Source organism: Virgibacillus sediminis (genome assembly GCF_042643265.1).
Classification (GTDB): domain Bacteria; phylum Bacillota; class Bacilli; order Bacillales; family Amphibacillaceae; genus Virgibacillus_O; species Virgibacillus_O sediminis.
In genome coordinates this window covers 149,376-169,055 of record NZ_JBHRRZ010000038.1, presented here as the reverse complement: position 1 = coordinate 169,055, position 19,680 = coordinate 149,376, and the positions used below count along the sequence as shown (strand labels likewise).

Genomic DNA, 19,680 nt, shown 5'->3' with positions numbered 1-19,680 from the left:
TGTTTGAGGGAAATTTATGACCAACTGAAACAGGATGAGGAGATGATGGTAGATTACTTGCAAAAAATAGTAGAAAAGGAATCACCATCTCTCGATAAGGAATTAGTCGATAAGGTAGCCGATTGGGTTGCGAAAACCTTTGAGGACCTGACCGGCGGCAAGAGCACCATCATTGAAAATGCCATTTACGGAAATCATGTGAAAGCGGAATGGGGCGAGGGAGAGGAGCAGATTCTCGTCCTGGCCCATATGGATACGGTCTGGCCACGTGATACCATTAAGAAAATGCCATTCACCATCAAGGACGGCAAAGCCTATGGCCCGGGCGTATTTGATATGAAAGGTGGTCTGATCCAAGGGATATTTGCCGTCAAGGCGCTGAAGGATTTAGGCATCAAGCTCAATAAAAAGGTAGTATTCCTTTTCGATTCCGATGAGGAAATTGGCAATCCTTCCTCTAAAAAAATGATCGAGGAAGAGGCGGAACAAAGTGAGTTCGTCTTTGTACTGGAACCGGGCATGTCGGAGAAAGGCAGCCTGAAGACAACAAGGAAAGGTCTTGGTGTATTCCATATTGAAGTGACCGGAAAGCCGTCTCATGCGGGCATGGATCCGGCTAAAGGGGTGAGCGCTATCGAGGAGATCGCCCATCAGACCCTTTACCTCCATTCCCATAGCAACCTGGAGACGGGAACTACCTTCAACGTAGGGAAAATCGAAGGAGGCAGCGCAAGTAACGTAGTAGCCGAAAAGGCCCGGGCGGAAGTCGACCTGCGCGTGGAGTCCGAGCAGGAGCTGGAGCGGGCGGTGCCGCTTATCCGTAATCTGGAGCCAAAGCTGGAAGGTACAAAAATCCAGGTGGAGGGCGGTATCAACCGTCCTCCTCTCGAGCGTACGGACAGAGTTGCCGATCTATTCGCCACAGCTAAAAAGCTGGCCAAAGACCACCTTGGTTTCGAACTGACCGAAATGGCCAGCGGCGGTGCGAGCGATGGCAACTACACGGCCCCACACGCACCAACCTTGGATGGCCTTGGCCCTGTAGGAGATGGGGCCCATGCCAATCATGAACAGGTCGTGCTGGACCAAATGCCCGTGCGCAGCGCCCTGTTCGCTATGCTGCTCGCTGAATGCGGCGGCAAGAAATAAAGATTCTTAGTAAATGGACCCGGGGGAAATGCACCCCGGGTTTTATATGGAATAATGGCGGAGCGGCATATACGTGCCGTAGCTATGTTCACTCGGGCGCCAGTCCCCGCAACTTGTGCCGTAGCCATGCTTACTCGGGCTGCAGCACCACACACTCCACTTAATGCCTCAACCGAATCAGTGGCCGGATGTCGTCCGGGGGATGATCCAGCGGAGAAAGCAGCAGAAAACTAAAAATGGATAGATTCAGAGAGCCTCGTCTGTTGCCGAGGCTTTTTTTATGTGGCAGTGGTGCTCGCTAAGGAAAGATAGTCAATTAAATGACAATGGGGCCCGGAAATTCATCCGGACCCCATTTGCTATACTCGGGCGCCAGCACCCAAACTCGAGCTTCAACCAGTCTCACTCGGGCGCTAGCCTTCCGTACTCGGGCCTCAGCACCTTACACTCAGGCGCCAGCATCAAAACTCGTGCGGCACCCCAGCTCCCTCGGGCGCCAGCACCACACTATCCAACTACTTTTTCTCTTCCTTCATTTGATAAACGCGCACCAATTTTTCCAGCCTCTCCAATTCTGTAAACAAATCAATGATACTGTTGGCGACAGGGAAGACTTTCGTCCACTTCTGGAAATCAGAGCCCTGCAGTTCAGTAATCAGATCATTAATCGTCAACCTCATTGCCGACTTCGTCTCACGCTGCAAGTCCTTATCCAGGATGATTTTCCCTTCAAACATCATCATGATATTCTCGCTATAGTTATTGATCTCTTCCATCAGCTTCTTGATGAGGAACGACTTATTTTCCGACATTTCCTCAATCTCACTCAGCTTCCGATCGAGGCTTTCAATCAATGTGTACTGTCTTTCAAGCACAACAATCATCTGCTTATATACAACAATGGTCCGGAGAAAACTCAGCCGTTCCTTAATGAACATTCGATTCCGCTCATCATAAATCACTTGATAATAATCTCTTGCTTTTTTATTTTGCTCTTCCAAAGTTTCCTCGTCTTCCTTCATCTGCGGAATGCTCATTTTCTTATTTGGAATCGCCCGCAACAGCAGATGGGAGCGGTCACTGGAAGTCTTAATCATCTTATATAGCATTTTCTTATGATTTGGCGGAAAAATGAGTGCATTTACCACAAAAGCTGATAGTACACCAATTGCCACAAGGCTTACCCTTTGTAAAGCGTAGAGCAAATCGATTTCATTGCCGGTACTGGATGCCATCAGGGTGACAACCATCAATACGACCAGGTTTACGGTACTTTCCAGATCCAGTTTAATTACCACTGCAATGGAAATGATTACTACGAATCCGATGGCTATTGGCTCCGTGCCGAGCAGAATTGCTCCGAGAATAGCGAAGACGATGCCGACCGTATTCGCAAGAGCGACGTCCTTGATGTAGGTAAAGGAGCGCATGATCGACGGACGCATGGCCATGATGGAGGCGATCGCCCCGATGAACCCAAGCTCCAGGGAAAGGAGGGAGGTCACCATTAATGTCAAAGCTACAGCCAATCCGGTTTTAACCATTCTTGGCCCGATTGTAAAGTCCATGTATGTTTCACCTCTGAGTTGATGATCACTCTTTTTCTTACAAGAGCGATTGGAACACGTATTTGATTATACACGTTTTCCATTGATTTAGATGTTATAAACGTCTACTTTCATCTTTTTCCCATAGAAAAATCTTAAAAACTTCTCTCTCTCTCTCTCTCTTATATTCTAAGCATTACTTTTCCGCTATTTAACAAAACAGATCAAAAAGCCAGCCGTCCCAATCTTATGGGACAGGCTGGCTTTTTCGTCATTCTAGTGCCCGGATGCGTTGGAAAGCCCGCCGATCTTGCTTTTCAGCTGCTTGCTTTCCGCATTCAAGCCTGTATAGGAAACGTGAATGCCGTTTTGCTCAAATTTCATTTCTATCTTATCAAGTGCTCCAATTGCCGAGTCATCCCAGAGGTGGGCGTTTGTCAGGTCGATTTCTACTTCCTTGACTGTATCTGTATAATTGAACTTCCCTGGGAAATCATTGACAGAAGCAAAGAAAAGCTGTCCGTCTACATGGTAGATTTTCTTTTGTTCCGTCCAAACCAGTTCTTCTGTTACTTTCACCTTAGAAATTTTAGCGGCGAAGAAGATAGCACTCAAGAGTACACCTGCAAGTACACCAATGGATAAGTTGTGGGTGACAAGCACAATCGCAACAGTAGTCACCATGACAGCGCCATCCGTCTTAGGGAGCTTGCCAAGATTCTTGACAGAGGACCAGTCAAATGTACTGATCGATACCATGATCATGACACCGGCAAGAGCTGCCATTGGAATCTGAACCACCACACCGCCGAGGGCGATAATCAGGAACATGAGGAAGACACCAGCTACCAGGGTTGAAAGACGTCCATTACCACCGGATTTTACATTGATGACGGACTGGCCGATCATCGCACAGCCGGCCATCCCGCCGAAAAATCCGGTAACCACGTTGGCAATACCCTGTCCGCGGCTTTCTTGGTTCTTGTTGCTCTCTGTATCTGTCATATCATCAACGATATTCGCAGTCAGCAAGGACTCAAGCAGGCCGACAATCGCCAAAGATAGGGAATATGGGAAGATGATCATCAATGTTTCCCATGTAAACGGAATGGATGGAATCAGGAATACCGGAAGCTGCTGGGTTAAGGAACCCATATCACCAACCGTACCCACTCCCAAATTTCCGAAGATCGCAATAGCGGTAACTACCACAATCGCGACCAAAGTGGAAGGTACTGCCTTGGTTACTTTGGGGAAAAGGTAGATGATAGCAAGAGTCAATGCCACCAACGCGTACATTACCCATGTTTCGCCGACAAAATGCTGCAATTGCGACATGAAAATCATGATTGCTAAAGCATTGACGAAGCCTACCATGACAGAACGCGGTACAAATTTCATTGCTTTCGCCAATTTAAAGATACCGAATAAAATCTGAATAATACCGGTAAGAATAGTTGCTGCAAGTAAATACTGTAGTCCATGATCAGCAATAAGGTCGACCATCAGCAGAGCCATGGCACCAGTGGCGGCAGAAATCATTCCCGGTCTGCCTCCGGCGAATGCGATGACGACTGCCATCGTAAAGGATGCGTATAATCCGACCATCGGATCGACACCGGCGATGATGGAGAAAGCGATAGCTTCCGGAATCAGCGCCAGCGCTACAACAATCCCGGCCAAAATATCGCCTCGGACGTTGCCGAACCATTGTTGCTTAATTGTTTGTATATCCAATAAAAGCACCTCTCTTTAATATAGTTATAGATTACTTCTGCCCCTGACAGAAGTCATTTCCGCTTTCAATAACACGAATCATACCATAGGCTTTGTTGGTTGCAAAATGCTAAGAAAACGCGAACATTAACCATATGCTTTCAAATTCGCCACTTTACTTCTATTTTCATGCCAAATCTATAAAATGCACTTTTTCTTTATAATGAGTATAATGTTTTATAACTGAGTATAATTGACTGATAAAGTTATTAAAAAAGGGCAAGGTTTATGGTATGATGGTGGTATGTTAGGAATTTGGAGGCACTTTTATGGAAAGGGAAATCATGACGGTCTCGCAAGTGGCAGAATATCTGCAGCTAAGTGAAATGACCACTTATAAACTGGTGCAGGACGGGAAGATTCCCGGATTTAAAATTGGCCGGCACTGGAGAGTCAAGAAGGAAGATCTGAACGAATTTATTGAACGCCTGAAAAATGGAGAAAGATTATAAATACAGACCGGGCCCCCTTGCTTGGGGGCCTTCGTTGTGCCGGCAGATGAAAGCTCCGGTCCAAATTAAAGAGAAGAGTACAAGCGAGTGCTTACTATATAGAGAAGGGAATTTTTTAACATGAGTATTGGAGATGAAGTTGGCCAGCGGAAGACGTTTGCCATCATATCCCACCCAGATGCTGGGAAAACAACGCTTACCGAACGAATTTTGCTGTTCGGTAATTTGATTCGCTCGGCAGGGACAGTAAAAGGAAAGAAGTCCGGAAAGTTTGCGACATCGGACTGGATGGAAATTGAGAAGCAGCGTGGAATTTCCGTTACTTCCAGTGTCATGAACTTTCGCTATGACGGCTATCGGGTAAATATTCTTGACACTCCAGGCCACGAGGATTTTAGTGAGGACACGTACAGGACGCTGACGGCAGTGGACAGTGTGGTCATGATCATCGATGCCACAAAGGGGATCGAGGCTCAGACGCTCAAGCTATTTAAGGTGTGCCGCATGCGTGGCATCCCGATTTTTACATTCATTAACAAACTGGACAGGGAGGGCAGAGAGCCTCTAGAACTTTTGGAGGAAATTGAAGAAGTGCTGGATATCGGCACGTACCCGATGAACTGGCCGGCTGGGATGGGCAAACGCTTCCTCGGTATCTTTGACCGGCAGAATGAGCGGTTCATTCAATATAACGGAAACGAAGAGGAGACCTACATTCCATATAGCGAACTGGATCAGCCGGAATATGAGGATCTCGTTTCCCAAGGATCGTACCAGGCTGCTAAGGACGAGTTTTCTTTAGTGGAAGAAGCAGGAGATGATTTTTCCTTGGATTCCGTACTTTCTGGTGAACAGACACCGGTGTTCTTCGGCAGTGCCTTGGCGCCATTTGGGGTGGACACTTTCTTCGATACGTTCATAAACATGGCGCCAGTTCCTGCTCCGAGGAGATCAACGGAAGGACTTGTTTCCCCGGATAATCAGGATTTCTCCGGTTTTGTCTTTAAGATCCAGGCAAATATGAACCCTGCCCACCGTGACCGTGTAGCCTTCCTGCGTGTCTGCTCGGGCAAATTCGAGCGAGGAATGAGTGTCACTCTGTCACGGACCGGCAAGCAACTCAAGCTTGCCCAATCCCAACAGTTTGTCGCCTCCTCACGCGATACAGTAGAGGAAGCTTATGCGGGTGATATCATCGGCATCTATGATCCGAACATGTATCAAATCGGTGATACGCTGACAGAAGGCAAGGGCGGCTTTGAATATAACGAACTGCCCCAGTTCCCGCCAGAGCAGTTCAAGCGTGTTTCCGCCAAAAACGTCATGAAATCGAAGCAGTTCTATAAAGGGATCGAACAGCTTGTACAGGAAGGAGCCATCCAGCTCTTCCATGGCAGCCGAGGGGGATCATTTATATTGGGTGCCGTCGGCGAATTGCAGTATGAAGTATTCCAATATCGGATGAAAAATGAGTATAATGTCGAAGTGCTTCTCGAGACGATCGGCGACAGAATACCACGCTGGATGAAAGAGGAGCAAGTCGACGACTCCCTTTTCGATGAGCGGAATATGCTTGTACGGGACCGGGAAAACAACCCAGTAGTCCTGTTCAAAAATGAGTTCTCCCTTAATTGGTTCCGCGACAAGCATCCCGATATTGAACTGATCGATCTGTTTGAAGTGAATGCCTACGATCAGGCACATGAGTAGAAACAAATAAGCGCAGCCGGAGCGGCTGCGCTTATTTGCTTTCTAAAAAAACTCGGGCGCCAAAGCAGGAACTCGTGCCTCACCGCCGTTCACTGGACGCCGCCATGCTCAAAAATTGCCCAATCTACTTCTTCTTAAATTTGCTTCCCTTGCTTTTTGCACGTAACTTGGCCATTAGGTCGGATGATTTGCCGGACTGTTCATCGGTTTGTTCTTCATCCTTTGACATCACACGGTATTCGCCGTCCCGCTCCTCCACCCGAAGTACTGTATTTACATCACTTCCAGCTGGAAGCTCACTCCGATCGACAATCAGCTCTTCCTTGATTTCTTCTAGGAGAATGACGGCTTTATCATTATCCTCAAATCGGTCCACTATGCCTTTCATTTTTTTCCTCCTATTCTATGCACATGCTTTTCCTTCGGCTTTGATATCGTCTATCCTGGCTGGGCCGATGCCATTGATGCGTTCCAGGCCTTCCACTGAGTTATAAGGGCGGCGTTCAATAAGCTCACCTGCACGCTCAGGCCCGATATGGATGATTTCCTGGATTGCTTCCTCTGACGCTTCATTGATATTTATGCATCCATCTGCTGTACTTTGTTCTCCATCCGCTTCCGTTTGATCCTCCGCTTGCTCTGTTTCCGTCTGCTCGGTGGCACCAGTGCTTTCCGGACTGATGGTGCCGTCCGCCCGGGTAGCAATACTGTAGTCCTGGCCGTCCGTGGTAACTACAATTGTCCCATGGATGTCGGTGCCATACAATTCAATGTCCCTGTCTTGGATGGCCGAAACCACCTCCGGACTAGGATGTCCATAGCTGTTATTTTCACCGGCACTGTAGATTGCCACTTCGGGGTCTACCGCATCGATGAAGGCCGGAGCGCTGGATGTGTTGGAGCCGTGGTGTCCCAGTTGCAGGATGTCTGCGTCCACACTTATTTCACTGTTCATCATATATTGCTCTCCATCTCTTTCCGCATCCCCGGTGAACAGGAATTCGATGTCCCCATAGGTGAATTTCAATGAGAGAGATTCCTCATTGCTGTTGCCGGAGATGGTATCAGGGTATAAGACATCAATTTCCAGCGGCCCGATGGCAAACTCGTCGCCTGCCCGTGGCTCCTCATAGCTTGCATCACTTGCCAGTACCGCCTCCATTGCTCTCTGGAAAGTCTGGGAGGTGCTTTCATTTCCAGTCATCCATACCTCTCCCACTGGATAGGTGCCGATGATTTCTTCCATTTGCCCGATATGATCCGCGTCCGGATGGCTTATAGCGAGGACATCAATCTCTGATATATCCTGTGTGGACAGATATTGAACCACGTTATTGCTGCGCCAGTCGCCGGTATCGTAGAGGATGCTGTATTCCTCACTGCCATCTTCATACTGGAGCAGGGTAGCATCCGCCTGTCCGGCATCAATATAATGAACCTCCAGGTCGGATAACGGCTCATTACTTGCCGATTCATCTGGCTCGTCTGCAGGAGTCTCGGCTTCTATGTTATTGTCTGTCTCTATGTCTTCTCCTTCAGTTGTTTCCGGTTCCTCGTTTTCCTCTTCCTGAACTTCTTCCGTCTGATTTTCTCCTGTATTTGCCTGCTCTGCGCTTTCTGATGTGTCTTGCCCGGTCTCCTCCCCACAGGCAGCTAGCAGGAAGGCAAATATGATTGGCATGAAAACTCTCCGGTACAATTCCCTACCTCCCGTCTGTCTATTATTTATTTTATAGGTTATCAAACTCTTATTCCAGATTCTAGCAGATTAATTCCATAGCCCAGGCAAATTAATTTGAAAAAGGATGAATTATAGATTTCTCATGATTACATCATTTGGTTTTGCTGTTTTTCCTATATGAAATTGCAGTTCATCTATGTTTTTTGAGGCCAATTCTATATTTTGGCAAGATGCGCTTTTGGTAAAACCCTGAAATAATGGAAAAAAAGGAGGTGAGATTATGACCCATATTATCGCAGGAAAAATATTGCTGACGTCCCTATTGCATTTGTCCACATTGCTCTCCGGATATCCTTTGCAACAAGATGGAGTCTCGGTCAGTGTGAAAGCAGTTGTCGACCGCATGGAAGGGGAGTATGCTGTTATCCTCATGGAAAACGATGAAGCAGAGATCGTTGTCCCTGCAGCTGATCTTCCAGAAGGTACGAGAGACGGTGTCTGGCTGGATATCGAGTTAGAGAATGGAACACTTGCAAATGTAGCAATCGATTATGAGTTAACAGAAGAAAGAGAACAAGCAGCACGGGATATGCTGGAAAGGTTAAAGGCAAAATGGAGATGAACACCAGAGAGGGTAAGGAAATAAATTAACACTCATATAAATTACCATGTTCCCTCCAACACCCACTCGGGCGCCAAGCACCGCAACACGTGCCTCACACCCACCCACTCGGGCGCCAAGCACCGCAACTTGTGCCCCCCCGCTCCCACTCGGGCGCCAAGTACCCCAACTCGTGTCCTACATCCACATCCCCAGCATGCAATCCCCCCCTTAATCCCATCAACACCACAGAACATTATCTGTCTCTCCAATCACTTGATAGAAATGCTTCTGCAGTTTAGACTTTAAGTAGCTGATAAAGAACGGTGGCAAGGAAGGGGAGGATGCTGTTGGGAAAGCTGTTCATTCATAATACGACCATCCACAAGGAACAAGAAGTCATCCATAATGGCTCCATACTTTTAGACAATGGCAGGATTGCTGAAATATATAAACAGCCGCCATCGGAATTTCCGCAGAATGCCCATTTCATTGATGGCAGCGGCTATCAGGCTGTTCCGGGTTTCATTGATGGACATATCCACGGAGCGAATGGTGCAGATGTTATGGATGCTACGGAAGATGCGCTTGATTCCATTGCAAGTGTGCTGCCGGAGGAAGGGACCACCAGCTTTCTGGCGACTACTATCACCCAGTCACAGGAAGCCATTGAACAGGCACTTGCCAATGTTGCTTCTTATCAGATGAAGCCCGGGCATGCCGAAATGGTTGGTGTGCATCTGGAAGGGCCGTTTGTGGAGAAGGAACGGGCGGGCGCCCAGCCTGTGGAGCATATCATCCAGCCGGATCTTTCCCTTTTTCGGAAATGGCAGGAAATTTCGGGCCATCGGATAAAAACAATCACCATGGCACCTGAGCATGATGCCGATGGAGAATTCATCCGCATGTTGGCGGATGAGGGGATCAATGTCTCAGCGGGCCACACCGGGATAGATTTTGCTGGAATGAAGAGGGCGGTCGAGTCGGGTGTCCGTCAGGTTACTCATTTATGCAATGCCATGTCAGGCATTCACCACAGGGACATCGGAGTGGTCGGTGCTGCATTTCAGCTCAAGGATCTTAGGGCTGAATTGATTGCAGACGGCATTCATGTTGCTCCAGAGATGTTGGAGATTATTTATAAGAATGTCGGCCCCGAGCGGCTGATCTTGATCACCGATGCCATGCGGGCCAAGTGTTTATCTCCTGGTGATTATGAACTTGGCGGCCAGCCGGTGAAGGTGACGGAAGACCGTGCCGTACTTGAGGATGGAACATTGGCCGGAAGCATCCTGAAACTGAAAGATGGTGCAAAAAGGATGCTGGGGCTTGAAGGAGCGACACTGGAGGCTGTCACTCAAATGGCATCCGCCAATCCGGCCAAACAGCTTGGTATGTTTGATCGAAAGGGCAGCATTGCAGTTGGCAAGGATGCCGACCTGCTGCTTCTGGATGATGAGTTGAATATCAAATATACTATCTGCCGTGGAGTGATAGGGTATCGGGAGGAGCAGGAATAATGGACATCATAGAAGTGAGAGACTATCAAGAAATGAGTGAAAAGGCTGGAACAATCGTCATGGAGCAGGTGAAAGAGCGGTCACATCCAGTGCTCGGCTTGGCGACAGGGTCCACGCCGGAGGGGGTCTATCAATTTTTGATCCGCCAGTTTGAGCAAGGTAATCTTTCTTTTAAGAATACCTCCAGCTTCAACCTCGACGAATATGTCGGAATAAGTGAGGACGACCCCAACAGTTATCACTATTATATGAAGGAAAAATTCTTTCAACATGTAGATAATCAAGGGCCAATACCCATCTGCCAAATGGGGCGGCAGACGATCTGCAGAAGGAATGCCGGGATTATGAACAAAAAATCCGGAATGCCGGCTATGTGGATGTGCAGCTTCTCGGCCTGGGCATGAACGGCCATATTGGCTTCAATGAACCGGGCACATCCTTTGGCAGCAGAACACATGTAGTAACATTGAAAGACTCCACCCGAAAGGCAAATGCCAGGTTCTTCTCCTCTCTGGAGGAGGTGCCGGAACAGGCAATCACTGCGGGAATTGCCACCATCATGGACAGCAGGAGAATACTGTTGCTTGTATCAGGTGAGAATAAAAGGGAAGCACTCGCACGGCTGGTGGAGGGAGAAGTAAGTGAGGAGTTTCCTGCTTCCATCCTTCATCAGCATCCGAATGTCCAACTTATCGTCGATCAGAAGGCCTTGGGTAAATAATGCATCAAACCGGGAGATCCTCCCGGTTTTTTAATGCTGCTAATTTTTCCGTCCAAATCAATGTCCATCTGACCACTGGAAAAATCGCATATACGGTGGTATGATCAATCAGTAATCTGTCAGGCTTAAGGGGATAAAAATTGTGAGCAGCTATTTGATCAATAAAGTTTTAAATAATAATGTGCTGATCGCAGAAGGCGAAGACCAGCAGGAAGTCGTTGTCATCGGCAAAGGGATCGGTTTTAATAAAAAGAAAAAAGACAGGATACAAGCAGAGACGATTGAAAAGTTATTTGTCCTCCGAAGCCAAGAAGAGCAGGAGCAGTATAAACAGCTGGTGCCGCAGATGGAGGAAGAGACGATGGATGCCATCATTTCTTCGATTGAGATGATCCGCGGGCGGACAGATGCAATCCTCAATGAACAGGTGCATGTGGCCCTCACGGATCACTTAATGTTTGCAATCCACCGGCTAAACAGGGGGATGCAAATAAGGAATCCTTTCCTGAAAGAGACGAAAGCCTTGTATCCGGCTGAATACGAGATAGCGTCCGACGTAGTGGACTACATCAACCAGTCCCTGGAAATTAACCTTCCGGAAGGGGAAGTAGGCTTTGTCGCTCTCCATATCCACAGTGCGATTACCAATAAGACGATTTCCGATATCAATCAATACTCCCAGCTCGTCACAGAATTGATTGATCTGACCGAGCGGCAGCTGGGTATTACGATTAACCGAGACGGGGTAGAATACATTCGGCTTGTCAGGCATCTCCGTTTTACCATTGAACGGGTACTTCAGGGAGAAAAGCTGGATGAACCGGCAAAAATCGCCAGTCTCTTGAAAACGGAGTATCCGTTGTGCTATAATTTGTCCTGGAAGCTGATTAAAGTGATGCAGCAAGCACTCAAGAAGCCCGTCTACGATGCAGAAGCGGTTTATCTGACGATGCATCTGCAGCGGCTTAGCACTAAATTTGAATAATAATTTTTCTTACGTGTAACTGATTCGATCAGGCATGAGTGGGAAATCATCAACTGTCTAAAGTATGGAGGAGAAGTATATCTCCCATACTTGTAGTTGACTGGTTTTTTACTCATGCCTTTTTTAATGGTTCCAAAAAACTGTAAATTCCTGGGCCAGTTTGTGCCTGTGTTTTGGGGTTTAGGAGGGATTTAGGCATTCTCCTTTTCCTATGCTGCTTCATTTTAAGCGCTTACTTTACTAACTGGAGGTTTTATTATGAAAAAGGCTTTTGGTGTCCTGCAAAAAGTCGGTAAGGCACTGATGTTGCCAGTGGCCTTGCTGCCGGCAGCGGGGCTTCTGCTCGGGTTCGGTAATGCAGCCCAGCAGGATACCATGCTTAATTATCTTCCGTTCTTGGAAGCAGGATGGATACAGCTTCTGGCCACGGTAATGGAAGATGCTGGCGGAATCATTTTTGACAATCTTCCGCTTATCTTTGCCATCGGTGTAGCAATCGGTTTGGCAGCAGATGGTGCAGCGGGACTTGCTGCGCTTGTCGGTTACTTGGTGCTCAATCAAGTGATGGGCTCATGGATCGGAGTGACACCGGAGATGGTGGAGTCCGACCCGGGGTATGCAAATGTTCTTGGCATACCTACCCTGCAGACAGGGGTGTTTGGCGGAATTATCGTCGGGCTGATTGCGGCGTTCTGTTATCAGCGCTACCATGATATCGAAATGCCGTCATTCCTCGGTTTCTTTGCCGGTAAACGATTCGTGCCGATCATGACGGCGGCTGTATCATTTGTAGCCGGACTGCTGCTCATGATTATTTGGCCTCCAATCCAGGAAGCCATGAACAGTGCGTCCCACTGGCTGATGGAGGAAAGCACCTATCTGGCTGTGTTCTTCTTCGGTTTCATTAAACGGTTGTTGATCCCGTTCGGTCTTCACCACATATTCCATGCACCGTTCTGGTATGAATTCGGCTCGTATACTACTGCAGCGGGAAATATTGTCCGAGGCGACATGACTATCTTCTTTGCTCAGCTCAGGGATGGTGTGGAGATTACAGCCGGTAACTTTATGGCTGGTGAATTCCCAATCATGATGTTCGGTCTCCCTGCAGCCGCACTTGCCATGTACCATGCTGCACGTCCGGAAAGGAAGAAGGCGGTTGCCGGCTTGCTTGGTTCGGCGGCATTGACCTCATTCCTGACCGGGATTACAGAACCGCTGGAATTCTCGTTCTTGTTTATTGCACCGGTCCTGTTCTTCATTCATGCCGTACTTGATGGTTTGGCCTTTGTGCTGATGGCCATGTTTGATGTGAATATCGGTTATACCTTCTCTGGCGGCGCCATCGACTTTATACTCTTCGGCATCCTGCCGGGACAAGAACCATGGTGGATTGCCATAGTGCTCGGTCTGATATTCGCTGTTGTCTACTACGTCCTGTTCCGTTTCTTCATCTATAAGTTTGATTTGATGACACCAGGCCGTGAAAAAGCGGATGCAGAGCAGGAGAAGGAAATGGAAGGAAAAGCGGGAAAAGGAGAACTTGCTTATAATGTTCTGCATGCGATGGGCGGACAGGAGAATATTTCCCATTTGGATGCATGTATCACCCGTCTTCGTGTGTCTGTAAACTCAATCAGTGACGTAGACAAAGAGGAGCTGAAAAGGCTGGGGGCTTCCGGTGTGCTGGAAGTGGGCGACAATATCCAAGCCATTTTCGGACCACGTTCTGAAACAATTAAAGGACAAATGCAGGATATCATATCAGGAAAGACTCCTCGCCCGGTGGAAACCGACCAGCAGGAGGAAGTACAGCAGCAGATTGAGGAAGTCAATCCAGAAGCGCTGCAAAATGATTTCGTCCATGAAGACATCATTTCTCCCCTGAAAGGGAAAATCATTCCGGTTACTGATGTACCAGATGAAGTATTCTCAGGAAAAATGATGGGTGACGGATTTGCCATCGAGCCTGCAGAAGGACAGGTCGTTTCTCCAGTCAATGGAAAAATCGTCAACGTTTTCCCGACAAAGCATGCAATCGGCATCCAGTCCGATGGCGGCAGGGAAATCCTTGTCCATGTCGGTCTTGATACCGTCAACTTGAAAGGCGAAGGATTCGAAGCATTGGTGGAAGAAGGCGATATTGTAGAAGCAGGCCAGCTGATCTTGAAGGCAGACTTGAGCTTCATCGGCAAAAATGCCAAATCGACCATTACACCGATTGTATTCACCAACTTGAAGGATGGCGAAAAAGTCGTACTGAACCAAGATGGGAATATCGATCGCGAACAGAAAAACATCATTTCTATTGAATAGTAGAGGATAGAGACTGTGGCATAATAGCTTAGAGGAAGCGAAAAGCATATATGTCCATTAAAAACAAGATTTTGAATTAGCTCGGGATTTCCTTGAGTGAACGCTCTTGTCCCAGTCCCTGTCCATGCTCCTTTCAGCTGCCGGTTAAAATTTATGCCTCTACCCTGCATGAACCTCCCCTTCTTTGGAAATAAAAGAAGTATAAGAACTTTTATTCTGCAGAATTTGCAGGAAATCTTATCAAAAGGAGCAGTGAAGCTGCATGGATAACGTAGAAGTAGGTGAAATTTTCACCATCACCGAGGAAAGTGAACAGGAACACCAGGCGGAGGTGCTGGCGAAAAAAGATATAGATGGCACACAGTATGTAGCCGTCGGGTTTGTAGAGGACATTCAAGAGGAGTCCGAGGAAGACATCGACATCTTTTTCCTGAGAGTCGACGAGGAGGGAGACTTCACTCCACTGGACAGTGATGAAGAATTCGAAAAGGTATCCTCGGCTTTCAGAGAAACCATTTAAAATAATCTGTTTACAGAGCCCTGCATGTGCAAGGCTCCCAGGCTGTCGTGAGAACTCGACAGCCTTATTTTTTTGCTCGAACTACTCGTGGGAGATGAATCAAAAATATATAGAAAAACCTAGGCTTAACAAATTAAGGCTTAAGAAAAACTAAACTCAAAAGTCGCATGTGTTGCAGTAAACCAGCGGAGGAAATATGCGGAGACTCCTGCGGGAGGACAGGCCTAGGCGAGACCCGCAGTGCGCTAGCACAAGGAGGCTTACCAGCCGCCCGCGGAAAGCGAAGCATATTTTCCGAAGCGGGTATCTCCACTAAAACAAAGTTAGTTTGGATTCTTCCATCGGTGATAGACTTCCATCCAACTCCCCTTTCTTTTCTTGTAATAAATTTTCCAAGCCAATTCATTCTGCTGTTGGTTTTCAACTACCAAACTAGAATCCTTGTCGAAAAAGATAGAAAAAGCACATTTTAATCTTGGTATTGCAATAATAATCCTGAATTATCCTGCCGGTTTGCCTTATAATTACCTTGTAAGCACTTACATCAATTGCCCAAGAAATTGTCCAGTATGGTTTTTTAAAAAGCATTCTCAGACAATTTTTGGCGAAATGTTAGCAATATTGGGTAATGAAATTGCTTACAAAAAGTGAAATAATAGAGATAGTTCCGCAGAGGAGGTCAGTTTCATTGGATGAACCTTTAATTGTGAACTATCGGGTTCATGAAATTTGGGATCATGTCGATTATCACTCACACAGGGAATATGAAATCTATCTATTTCACTCCGGTTCATGCAGGTACTTGATTCATAACCAAATTTATGATTTGGAGCCTGGTGATATTCTGCTGATGGATGGATTGGCATTACATAAGCCAAATATTCCTCTGAATAGTGAATATGTTCGCAGTATCATTCACTTTTCACCACAGTGGATAGAAGGTTTATTGGGAGAAATCGGTGGCTCATACCTGTTGGAAGTGTTCGAAAGGCTTCATCATTGCCTGATTCGGACGAAAGAAAACGAAGAATCCAAGCAGTTGGAGAAAGTAATTTGCCGGTTGGAAAAGATGAAGCGGGCGTTCCGTCCAGGTGATGTGAATGCAGAACTTGAAATGAAAGCGCTGCTTTTGCAGATTCTGACGATTGTGCATCGTCTGGGTGATTTGGAATCAATCAAAGCTCCCAGTGAAAAATTGGAGAAAGCGGAACATGCTGAGAACATTGCAGATTATATTCAAATGAATTACATGAAGAAATTGACCATTGATTCTATTGCCGAAGCACTTAATATCAGCAGATCCTATGTTTCACATGTATTTAAAGAAATGACCGGGTTTACCATTATGGAGTATGTAATGGGTACCCGCCTGACGCAGGCAAAATATTTGTTGGAAGCAGAACCAAAGAAGTCCTTGAAAGATGTTGCTAGTGAAAGTGGGTTTGAAAGCGCTTCGCATTTCAGCCGCTATTTTAAAAATAAAGTAGGCGTGACGGCGAAGGAATACCGCAGTATGCGCCTAAAAATATATAGTGAGGAGAATTGACTATGAGTAAAGTAAGACTAGGTATTATTGGTCTAGGAGCCCAAGGTGGAGCCTACGCAGGATTTATCACTGAAGGTAGAGTAAAAAACATGGAGATTGGTGCAATCTGTGATATCGATCCAGAAAAGAAAAAGGAAGCAGAAGAGAAGTATCCGAATGTTCCGTTCTATGACAACTATATAGATATGCTGGATAGCGGGGACGTAGATGCGGTTGTCACGACAGTACCGCATTACCTGCACCCTGAAATGGGGATAGAATCTCTCAAAAGGGATATCCATGCATTGGTAGAAAAACCGGCTGGTGTCTATACGAAACAAGTAAAAGAACTGAATGAATTTGCAGCAACCAAACCAGAAGTAACATTCGCCATCATGTTCAACCAAAGAACAAATGAATTGTATCAGAAGGTAAAAGAAATCGTGGATAATGGGGAAATCGGCAATATTCGCCGTACAAACTGGATTATTACTACATGGTGGAGACCACAAGGCTACTATGACCAGAGTGCATGGAGAGCGACATGGGAAGGTGAAGGCGGAGGAGTGCTGGTCAACCAGGCACCACATCAGCTTGATCTTCTGCAATGGATTGCCGGAATGCCGAAGAAGGTATATTCCAACGTGAAATACGGTTACCAAAGAGATATCGAAGTAGAAGACGAAGTAACTACATTGCTCGACTATGGAAATGGTGCAACAGGTGTATTTGTAACATGTACACATGATGTAATCGGAACCGACCGTTTTGAGATCTTAGGCGACAATGGAAAGATTGTGGTGGACGACAGCAAGAAAGTGACTGTCAAGCGCCTTAAGACACCGGAACCGGAAATGAATAAAACAATGAGCATGATGGAAGTCGCCAAGATTTTCATGGGCGGAAGCACCGATGATATTTATGAGACAGAAGTATTGGAGTTTGAAAGTGTCTGGGGCGGCCAGCATGTAGCAGTATTGGAAAACTTCGCTGCCAATGTTCTAGATGGAGAGCCACTGATTGCTCCGGGAAGTGATGGCATCAACGGAGTTGCCTTGGCAAATGCCATCCACCTGTCCAGCTGGTTAGGTAAAGAAGTGGAACTTCCAGTCGACGAGGAAGTATATCTTCAGGAATTGAATAAGCGCATAGAAGAAAAATAAGCAATGGATCACAAGCAGGAAGATCTGTATTAGAAAAATAGAGGGCATATCCTTTATTTTTCTAATACTTTCTCTTGCCAGTCTGGATAAGTTTTCTGAGAAGGGGGCATAGCCAATGCTTAAGGTAGCAGTTATCGGGCTTGGTGATATATCAAAAATCCATATACCAGCTATCGAGGAAAGTCCACACGCAGAGTTGACAGCGGTATGTGATATAGAAGAATCACTGAAGAATGCCGTTCCAGGAGTGCCTTTTTATACAAACTACGAAGACATGCTTGAAAAGGAATCACTGGATTGCGTCCATATTTGCCTGCCGCATCACCTTCATTATCCTGCTACAAAAGCTTGCGTGGAAAAAGGTGTCCATGTCTTTCAAGAAAAGCCGCTGGCACGGAATGCGGAAGAGGGTATGTTCTTAGTGGATCTGGAGGAAAAATATACAGATGTAAAGATCTGCGTCAGCTTCCAAAACCGAATGAATGCAACTTTCCTCAAACTGAGGGAGCTAGTAGAAAGCGGAGAGTACGGGAAAGTAATAGGTATCAAGGGATTGGTCACATGGTTCAGGCCAAAGGCTTACTATGATGAAAAACCATGGAGAGGCAACATGAGGCAGTCCGGCGGCGGTGTGATGATCAACCAGGCTATCCATACATTGGATCTGATGCAAATTATTGGCGGAGACATCAAAACCATCCGTGGATCCATCGATAACCTATTTGACTATGGATACGATGTAGAAGACACTGCTACAGCAAATATCCAATTTGAGAACGGTGCCACAGGGCTGTTTTTCGCCACGGTGACAAATGCGGTGAATTCCTCGGTAGAATTCCAAGTCATCCTCGAAAAGGGAAAACTGACGATTAAAGATAGTATCTTGACTACAACGGGTGAAGACGGCCAAAAAGAGCGAATAATGGAAGATGAAAAGCTTCCAGGCAAGAAATTTTATTATGGGGCAAGCCATGCTAATTTAATCAACCACTTTTACTCCTGCATTGAAAATGACACGGATGATTACATCCATGTGAAGGAAGCCCAAACATCGATGGAAATGATCAGTGCCATACGCAGGTCATCTGAAATAAAACAAATAATCCCAATGGAGGTATACCAATGACAAAAGGCAAAATCGGAGTGCAAATGATGATGTTGAAGAATAAGGTAGAAGAGATCGGTGCCTATGAAACAATGAAAAAATTGCATGAGCTAGGGTTTGGGGCAGTAGAAGTCTCGCAAATTCCTATGACCGAAGAAAATGTTGCCGAACTGAAACGTGCCAGTGAAGAATTTAATATTAACATTGCGGCACTTTCAGCAGGCCTTGAACCGATGCTTCCGGGCGCACCCGGTGAAACGTTGATCAATGATTTTGATAAAATTGTACAAGATTGCAAAACATTGGATTGCAACTTTATCCGCATTGGAATGCTCCCTTTGAGTATAATGGGCGACAAGGACGAAATCATGGCGTTCATTGACAGAGCAGAAGCAATGGCCGAACGGTTGGCAGAGCATGGAATCGAGTTATACTATCATACCCATCACATCGAATTCCAAAAATATGATGGAGAATATTTGCTGGATCTGATGAAAAACAACACGACAAGATTAGGATTTGAATTGGATGTCCATTGGATTCAAAGAGCTGGTGTCAACCCAGTAGAATTTGTGAAAGAATACAAAGGCCGGATTTCCCTGCTTCACCTGAAAGATTATCGAATCGGTCAACTGGATGTACAGGAAGACGATCTGCAGGACATGGAGAAATTCTTCCATAAGTTTACGAACCTTATCGAGTTTGCTGAGGTTGGCGAAGGAAATCTGGATATACCGGCAATTATGGAAGCGGGTCTGGAAAGCGGAGCACAATACTTCCTTATTGAACAAGATGACACTTATGGAGTAGATCCATTTGACTGCTTGGAAACATCCGCTAAAAACCTGAAAGAGCTGGGATACTCAGACTGGTTTTAAGAGATATGAAGAAAGTTGGAAATAGGAACTG

16 protein-coding genes and 1 pseudogene are annotated in these 19,680 nt (G+C 46.4%); 13 read left to right on the top strand and 4 right to left on the bottom strand.

What is annotated here, in order from left to right; translation table 11 throughout:
* Positions 1 to 3 precede the first annotated feature (3 nt).
* A complete protein-coding gene (locus tag ACFODW_RS15680) occupies positions 4 to 1,149 on the top strand; it encodes a M20 family metallopeptidase (RefSeq protein WP_390307734.1) in 1,146 nt (381 codons plus the stop codon).
* A gap of 515 nt (positions 1,150 to 1,664) precedes the next feature.
* On the opposite strand, the gene ACFODW_RS15675 is transcribed toward ACFODW_RS15680, so the two are convergent.
* Both ACFODW_RS15675 and ACFODW_RS15670 read right to left on the bottom strand, forming a co-directional pair.
* Complete coding sequence (locus tag ACFODW_RS15675; RefSeq protein WP_390307733.1) at positions 1,665 to 2,717, bottom strand: FUSC family protein; 1,053 nt, start codon at positions 2,715 to 2,717, stop codon at positions 1,665 to 1,667.
* Positions 2,718 to 2,972: 255 nt separating this feature from the next.
* Positions 2,973 to 4,433, bottom strand: a complete 1,461-nt coding sequence (locus ACFODW_RS15670; protein ID WP_390307732.1) for a SulP family inorganic anion transporter — start codon at positions 4,431 to 4,433, stop codon at positions 2,973 to 2,975.
* 308 nt (positions 4,434 to 4,741) lie between these two features.
* Here ACFODW_RS15670 and ACFODW_RS15665 point away from each other — a divergent pair, with 308 nt between their 5' ends.
* Both ACFODW_RS15665 and ACFODW_RS15660 read left to right on the top strand, forming a co-directional pair.
* The gene (locus tag ACFODW_RS15665) at positions 4,742 to 4,924 is read left to right on the top strand and encodes a helix-turn-helix domain-containing protein (protein ID WP_390307731.1); all 183 of its coding nucleotides are present in this window, start codon (positions 4,742 to 4,744) and stop codon (positions 4,922 to 4,924) included.
* Positions 4,925 to 5,044: 120 nt separating this feature from the next.
* Entirely contained in the window at positions 5,045 to 6,634 is a 1,590-nt protein-coding gene (locus ACFODW_RS15660) for a peptide chain release factor 3 (protein WP_390307730.1), read from the top strand.
* A 124-nt stretch (positions 6,635 to 6,758) separates the two neighbouring features.
* Here the strand turns inward: ACFODW_RS15660 and ACFODW_RS15655 are convergent, their stop codons facing one another.
* Entirely contained in the window at positions 6,759 to 7,022 is a 264-nt protein-coding gene (locus tag ACFODW_RS15655; protein ID WP_390307729.1) for a DUF3006 domain-containing protein, read from the bottom strand.
* A 15-nt stretch (positions 7,023 to 7,037) separates the two neighbouring features.
* Positions 7,038 to 8,333: an MBL fold metallo-hydrolase gene (locus tag ACFODW_RS15650; RefSeq protein ID WP_390307728.1), complete on the bottom strand. Its 1,296-nt coding sequence runs from the start codon at positions 8,331 to 8,333 to the stop codon at positions 7,038 to 7,040.
* 262 nt (positions 8,334 to 8,595) lie between these two features.
* Between ACFODW_RS15650 and ACFODW_RS15645 the strand changes: the two genes are divergently transcribed.
* From ACFODW_RS15645 to ACFODW_RS15600, 10 genes and pseudogenes are all read left to right on the top strand, one after another.
* Positions 8,596 to 8,937, top strand: coding sequence for a DUF3006 domain-containing protein (locus ACFODW_RS15645; RefSeq protein WP_390307727.1), 342 nt, complete (start codon positions 8,596 to 8,598; stop codon positions 8,935 to 8,937).
* Positions 8,938 to 9,260: 323 nt separating this feature from the next.
* On the top strand, positions 9,261 to 10,436 hold the full coding sequence (nagA, locus tag ACFODW_RS15640) for an N-acetylglucosamine-6-phosphate deacetylase (protein WP_390307726.1): 1,176 nt from the start codon (positions 9,261 to 9,263) through the stop codon (positions 10,434 to 10,436).
* Positions 10,436 to 11,157: pseudogene (gene nagB / locus ACFODW_RS15635) on the top strand (glucosamine-6-phosphate deaminase). The gene nagA and the pseudogene nagB overlap by 1 nt, the downstream one beginning before the upstream one ends.
* A 142-nt stretch (positions 11,158 to 11,299) precedes the next feature.
* Positions 11,300 to 12,142: a glucose PTS transporter transcription antiterminator GlcT gene (glcT, locus tag ACFODW_RS15630; protein ID WP_390307725.1), complete on the top strand. Its 843-nt coding sequence runs from the start codon at positions 11,300 to 11,302 to the stop codon at positions 12,140 to 12,142.
* A gap of 255 nt (positions 12,143 to 12,397) precedes the next feature.
* Positions 12,398 to 14,458 (top strand): glucose-specific PTS transporter subunit IIBC, encoded by a 2,061-nt coding sequence (ptsG, locus tag ACFODW_RS15625; protein WP_390307746.1) that lies wholly within the window; start codon positions 12,398 to 12,400, stop codon positions 14,456 to 14,458.
* 262 nt (positions 14,459 to 14,720) lie between these two features.
* Positions 14,721 to 14,978: a DUF1292 domain-containing protein gene (locus ACFODW_RS15620; RefSeq protein ID WP_390307724.1), complete on the top strand. Its 258-nt coding sequence runs from the start codon at positions 14,721 to 14,723 to the stop codon at positions 14,976 to 14,978.
* A gap of 688 nt (positions 14,979 to 15,666) precedes the next feature.
* Positions 15,667 to 16,524 (top strand): helix-turn-helix transcriptional regulator, encoded by an 858-nt coding sequence (locus tag ACFODW_RS15615; protein ID WP_390307723.1) that lies wholly within the window; start codon positions 15,667 to 15,669, stop codon positions 16,522 to 16,524.
* 2 nt (positions 16,525 to 16,526) lie between these two features.
* Entirely contained in the window at positions 16,527 to 17,666 is a 1,140-nt protein-coding gene (locus ACFODW_RS15610) for a Gfo/Idh/MocA family protein (RefSeq protein WP_390307722.1), read from the top strand.
* 115 nt (positions 17,667 to 17,781) lie between these two features.
* Positions 17,782 to 18,792: a Gfo/Idh/MocA family protein gene (locus tag ACFODW_RS15605; protein ID WP_390307721.1), complete on the top strand. Its 1,011-nt coding sequence runs from the start codon at positions 17,782 to 17,784 to the stop codon at positions 18,790 to 18,792.
* Complete coding sequence (locus ACFODW_RS15600; protein WP_390307720.1) at positions 18,789 to 19,649, top strand: sugar phosphate isomerase/epimerase family protein; 861 nt, start codon at positions 18,789 to 18,791, stop codon at positions 19,647 to 19,649. The genes ACFODW_RS15605 and ACFODW_RS15600 overlap by 4 nt, the downstream gene beginning before the upstream one ends.
* The last annotated feature ends 31 nt before the right edge of the window (positions 19,650 to 19,680 follow it).

What these genes read in the sequence shown, in the direction of transcription:
- ACFODW_RS15675 (WP_390307733.1), bottom strand. Translation starts at nt 2,717, where the DNA reads ATGGACTTTACAATCGGGCCAAGAATGGTTAAAACCGGATTGGCTGTA.
- ACFODW_RS15600 (WP_390307720.1), top strand. Translation starts at nt 18,789, where the DNA reads ATGACAAAAGGCAAAATCGGAGTGCAAATGATGATGTTGAAGAATAAG.
- nagA (WP_390307726.1), top strand. Translation starts at nt 9,261, where the DNA reads ATGCTGTTGGGAAAGCTGTTCATTCATAATACGACCATCCACAAGGAA.
- ACFODW_RS15605 (WP_390307721.1), top strand. Translation starts at nt 17,782, where the DNA reads ATGCTTAAGGTAGCAGTTATCGGGCTTGGTGATATATCAAAAATCCAT.
- ACFODW_RS15655 (WP_390307729.1), bottom strand. Translation starts at nt 7,022, where the DNA reads ATGAAAGGCATAGTGGACCGATTTGAGGATAATGATAAAGCCGTCATT.
- ACFODW_RS15610 (WP_390307722.1), top strand. Translation starts at nt 16,527, where the DNA reads ATGAGTAAAGTAAGACTAGGTATTATTGGTCTAGGAGCCCAAGGTGGA.
- ACFODW_RS15665 (WP_390307731.1), top strand. Translation starts at nt 4,742, where the DNA reads ATGGAAAGGGAAATCATGACGGTCTCGCAAGTGGCAGAATATCTGCAG.
- ACFODW_RS15645 (WP_390307727.1), top strand. Translation starts at nt 8,596, where the DNA reads ATGACCCATATTATCGCAGGAAAAATATTGCTGACGTCCCTATTGCAT.
- ACFODW_RS15620 (WP_390307724.1), top strand. Translation starts at nt 14,721, where the DNA reads ATGGATAACGTAGAAGTAGGTGAAATTTTCACCATCACCGAGGAAAGT.
- ACFODW_RS15660 (WP_390307730.1), top strand. Translation starts at nt 5,045, where the DNA reads ATGAGTATTGGAGATGAAGTTGGCCAGCGGAAGACGTTTGCCATCATA.